A 5,173-nucleotide genomic window follows, 5' to 3' on the forward strand; every position below is an offset into this window, starting at 1 on the left:
GCGCTTTGTAGATTAGGACCCTGGCACCGAGCTATTTTCACAAGGGGCAACCCCCTCACTATCTTCACCGCAGGTGCGTTTCACAACCGAGTTCGGGATGGGTCGGAGTGGGACCACACCGCCATTGGCACCAGGAAAGCTATTGAGCTTACTGTTAATCTCTCAGTAGAGCCCTGAAAGACTGCATAGATTAGTATTAGTTCGAATAAGAGTCCATCCATGAGACCCCTTGACTGATAGGACAAGCCCTCGGTCTGTTAGTATTCCTCAGCTTCATACATTGCTGCACTTCCACTTAGAACCTATCAACGGGTCGTCTTCCCGTGACCTTACTGGATTAACTCCATGAGAGCACTCATCTTGAGGTGGGCTTCCCACTTAGATGCTTTCAGCGGTTATCCGCTCCGCACTTGGCTACCCTGCGTTTACCGTTGGCACGATAACAGGTACACCAGAGGTGCGTTCTTCCCGGTCCTCTCGTACTAAGGAAGACTCCTCTCAATGCTCTTACGCCTGCACCGGATATGGACCGAACTGTCTCACGACGTTCTGAACCCAGCTCGCGTGCCGCTTTAATGGGCGAACAGCCCAACCCTTGGGACGTACTACCGCCCCAGGTTGCGACGAGCCGACATCGAGGTGCCAAACCTCCCCGTCGATGTGAACTCTTGGGGGAGATCAGCCTGTTATCCCTAGAGTAACTTTTATCCGTTGAGCGACGGCCCTTCCACTCGGTACCGTCGGATCACTAAGGCCGTGTTTCCACCCTGCTCGAGTTGTCACTCTCGCAGTCAAGCTCCCTTATGCCTTTACACTCAAAGGCTGATTTCCAACCAGCCGGAGGGAACCTTTGCGCGCCTCCGTTACCTTTTAGGAGGCGACCGCCCCAGTCAAACTGCCCACCTGATACTGTCCACTAACCGGGTCACGGTCAATGTTAGAATCCTAGCCTTGATAGAGTGGTATCTCACCAGCGACTCACTAACACCCACAAGCATTAGTTCTATGTCTCCCACCTATCCTGCGCAATCAAAGCCCGAACCCAATACCAAGCTACAGTAAAGCTTCATAGGGTCTTTCTGTCCAGGTGCAGGTAGTCCGTATCTTCACAGACAATCCTATTTCGCCGAGCCTCTCTCCGAGACAGCATCCAGATCGTTACGCCTTTCGTGCGGGTCGGAACTTACCCGACAAGGAATTTCGCTACCTTAGGACCGTTATAGTTACGGCCGCCGTTCACCGGGGCTTCGGTCGCTAGCTTCATCCGAAGACTGACCAGCTTCCTTAACCTTCCGGCACTGGGCAGGCGTCAGCTCCTATACTTCCTCTTTCGAGTTTGCAGAAACCTGTGTTTTTGGTAAACAGTCGCCTGGATCTCTTCACTGCGACCCCCGTTAAGGGGTACCCCTTCTCCCGAAGTTACGGGGCCATTTTGCCGAGTTCCTTAGAGAGAGTTATCTCGCGCCCCTTAGTATACTCAACCCACCCACCTGTGTCGGTTTACAGTACGGGTCTGTTCGCTTCATTACATCCACAGCTTTTCTAGGCACTATCGTTCACTACGCAGCTTCCGTAGAAACTTCCCAATCCATTTAGGGTGTAGCTAGTTGTCATGCGTCCCTGCAATGCTCCACAAACAAAGTTCAGGAATATTAACCTGATATCCATCGACTACGCCTTTCGGCCTCGCCTTAGGTCCCGACTAACCCTCCGCGGACGAGCCTTCCGGAGGAAGCCTTAGGTTTTCGGGGTAGATGATTCTCACATCTATTTTCGCTACTCAAGCCGACATTCTCACTTCTGCTTCGTCCACACCTGCTCTCGCTAATGCTTCTCACTACTACAGAACGCTCCTCTACCACTTGATAAATCAAGTCCACAGCTTCGGTACATCTCTTAGCCCCGTTCATTTTCGGCGCAAGAACGCTTGACCAGTGAGCTATTACGCACTCTTTTAAGGATGGCTGCTTCTAGGCAAACCTCCTGGTTGTCTCAGCATTCTCACCTCCTTTATCACTTAGAGATGATTTGGGGACCTTAGCTGATGGTCTGGGCTGTTTCCCTCTCGACGATGAAGCTTATCCCCCACCGTCTCACTGGCAATGTATTCACTGGGTATTCTGAGTTTGTCTCGATTTGGTACCGCTCTCGCAGCCCGCACCGAAACAGTGCTTTACCCCCCAGCTATAATCACTACCGCTGCGCCTAAACACATTTCGAGGAGATCCAGCTAGCTCCGGGTTCGATTGGCATTTCACCCCTAACCACACCTCATCCGCTCCTTTTTCAACAGAAGTCGGTTCGGTCCTCCACTTAGTGTTACCTAAGCTTCAACCTGGACATGGTTAGATCACCCGGGTTCGGGTCTATAAACACTGACTATCGCCCTTATCAGACTCGGTTTCCCTTTGGCTCCGTCATTCTCGACTTAACCTGCCAGTGCTTATAAGTCGCCGGCTCATTCTTCAACAGGCACGCTATCACACGTTTAATCGTGCTCTAACTGCTTGTAAGCTCATGGTTTCATGTTCTATTTCACTCCCCTCCCGGGGTTCTTTTCACCGTTCCCTCGCGGTACTATTCGCTATCGGTCACACAGGAGTATTTAGCCTTACGAGGTGGTCCTCGCTGATTCAATCGGGATTCCACGTGCCCCAACCTACTCGGGATTCAGCTAGTATCCTTCAAATTTCGACTACAGGACTCTCACCTTCTTTGGTTCACCTCTCAAGTGATTCGTCTATCCTCCAGATTCCATATCGCTGTCCCACGACCCCAACTCTGATAAGAATTGGTTTAGGCTCTTCCCGCTTCGCTCGCCGCTACTAAGGGAATCGAGTTTTCTTTCTCTTCCTACAGCTACTAAGATGTTTCAATTCGCTGCGTTCGCTCGTACCCACCTATAGATTCAGTGGGCCGTACGTAGGGTTGCCCCATTCGGAAACCCACGGATCAATGCATGCTTCCTGCTCCCCGTGGCATATCGCCGGTAACCGCGTCCTTCTTCGCCTCTGTGTGCCTAGGTATCCACCATGAGCCCTTTGTAGCTTGACCTCTCAGTCTTTTTACTAAAGGTTCTCTGTGTCGAACTACCTATTCGACTAATCTATGCAGTTGTCAAGGTTCTCGCTAGACCTAAATCCAGCAGCCTATTCCCCTAGCCCATCTCTTAACAGACCTAAACAGGGTGCTGAAGTTATTCCTATCTCTGCCAATCTGGCAATATTTGGTGGAGGTAAGCGGACTCGAACCGCTGACATCCTGCTTGCAAAGCAGGCGCTCTACCAACTGAGCTATACCCCCATCAGTGGGCCATCCTGGACTCGAACCAGGGACCTCACCCTTATCAGGGGTGCGCTCTAACCACCTGAGCTAATAGCCCCAGCCTATACAACCTAAACAATAGTTTGAAATTCCCTCAATCCTGTCACGACCTAGAGTGACCAATATCGCTCCTAATAAAAATTCGTTCGGAGTCGATTCGGTAGGTCTCCCTTAAAGGAGGTGATCCAGCCACACCTTCCGGTACGGCTACCTTGTTACGACTTCACCCCAGTCATCAGCCCTGCCTTCGGCGCCCCCCTCCGAAAACGGTTAGGGTAACGACTTCGGGCATGGCCAACTTCCATGGTGTGACGGGCGGTGTGTACAAGGCCCGGGAACGTATTCACCGCAGTATGCTGACCTGCGATTACTAGCGATTCCTCCTTCATGCAGGCGAGTTGCAGCCTGCAATCTGAACTGAGCAACGGTTTATGGGATTAGCTCACTATCGCTAGTTGGCTGCCCTTTGTCCGTTGCATTGTAGTACGTGTGTAGCCCAGAACGTAAGGGGCATGATGACTTGACGTCGTCCACACCTTCCTCCGAGTTGTCCCCGGCAGTCTCTCCAGAGTGCCCAACTGAATGATGGCAACTAAAGACGTGGGTTGCGCTCGTTGCGGGACTTAACCCAACATCTCACGACACGAGCTGACGACAGCCATGCACCACCTGTCTCCTCGCTCCCGAAGGCACTACCCAATTTCTTAGGTATTCGAGGGATGTCAAGTCCTGGTAAGGTTCTTCGCGTTGCATCGAATTAAACCACATACTCCACCGCTTGTGCGGGCCCCCGTCAATTCCTTTGAGTTTCACACTTGCGTGCGTACTCCCCAGGCGGGATACTTAACGCGTTTGCTTCGGTACTGCACGGGTCGATACGCACAACACCTAGTATCCATCGTTTACAGCTAGGACTACAGGGGTATCTAATCCCTTTCGCTCCCCTAGCTTTCGTCCATCAGCGTCAGTCTTGGCCCAGTAGAGCGCCTTCGCCACTGGTGTTCTTCCTAATATCTACGCATTTCACCGCTACACTAGGAATTCCCTCTACCCCTACCATACTCTAGTTAATCAGTTTCAGTTGCTCTCCCACAGTTGAGCTGCAGTCTTTAACAACTGACTTAATTGACCGCCTACGGACGCTTTACGCCCAATAATTCCGGATAACGCTTGCATCCTCCGTCTTACCGCGGCTGCTGGCACGGAGTTAGCCGATGCTGATTCCTCTGGTACCGTCAGATCTTCTTCCCAGAGAAAAGAGGTTTACAATCCACAGACATTCCTCCCTCACGCGGCGTTGCTCCGTCAGGCTTGCGCCCATTGCGGAAAATTCCCCACTGCTGCCTCCCGTAGGAGTCTGGGCCGTGTCTCAGTCCCAGTGTGGCTGATCTTCCTCTCAGAACAGCTACTGATCGTCGCCTTGGTAAGCTCTTACCCCACCAACTAGCTAATCAGACGCGAGTTCATCCTCAGGCACATTAAGCTTTCAGCTCTCGCCATATGGGGTATTAGCTTCCGTTTCCAAAAGTTGTCCCCCGCCTAAGGGCAGATCCTCACGCGTTACTCACCCGTCCGCCACTCACCCCGAAAGGTTCGTTCGACTTGCATGTGTTAAGCACGCCGCCAGCGTTCATCCTGAGCCAGGATCAAACTCTCCATGGTAATCTTATTGCTCCCTAAAGAAGAAACAAGACTCATTCATCAAGTGTTGACCTGACACTCAGTGTTATCTAAGTATCCGGTCGTTTGACATCGGCCTCAACCTCGTGATAAGGTCTAACCAATTTCAAACTAAAGAAATTAAACAGGATTTTGTTAGAATCTCAAACTATTGATTTGTCTAGGTTCT

General features: G+C 51.5%; 2 tRNA genes and 3 rRNA genes. All 5 read right to left on the minus strand.

Features of this window, described 5'->3' with window-relative positions:
- Nucleotides 1-18: 18 nt before the first annotated feature.
- Nucleotides 19-135, minus strand: a 5S ribosomal RNA gene (gene rrf, locus QGP82_RS04335).
- Nucleotides 136-237: 102 nt separating this feature from the next.
- Nucleotides 238-3,054 (minus strand): 23S ribosomal RNA (locus tag QGP82_RS04340).
- 173 nt (nucleotides 3,055-3,227) lie between these two features.
- Nucleotides 3,228-3,303: transfer RNA gene (locus tag QGP82_RS04345), tRNA-Ala, on the minus strand.
- A 5-nt stretch (nucleotides 3,304-3,308) separates the two neighbouring features.
- A tRNA-Ile gene (locus tag QGP82_RS04350) sits at nucleotides 3,309-3,382 on the minus strand.
- A gap of 115 nt (nucleotides 3,383-3,497) precedes the next feature.
- Nucleotides 3,498-4,986, minus strand: a 16S ribosomal RNA gene (locus tag QGP82_RS04355).
- The 16S, 23S and 5S rRNA genes sit together here with 2 tRNA genes alongside, the layout of an rRNA operon.
- Between the last annotated feature and the right edge of the window lie 187 nt (nucleotides 4,987-5,173).

It is taken from the genome of Leptothoe sp. LEGE 181152 (assembly GCF_032906605.1).
In the GTDB taxonomy this organism is placed as follows: Bacteria; Cyanobacteriota; Cyanobacteriia; order Phormidesmidales; family Phormidesmidaceae; genus Leptothoe; species Leptothoe turfae.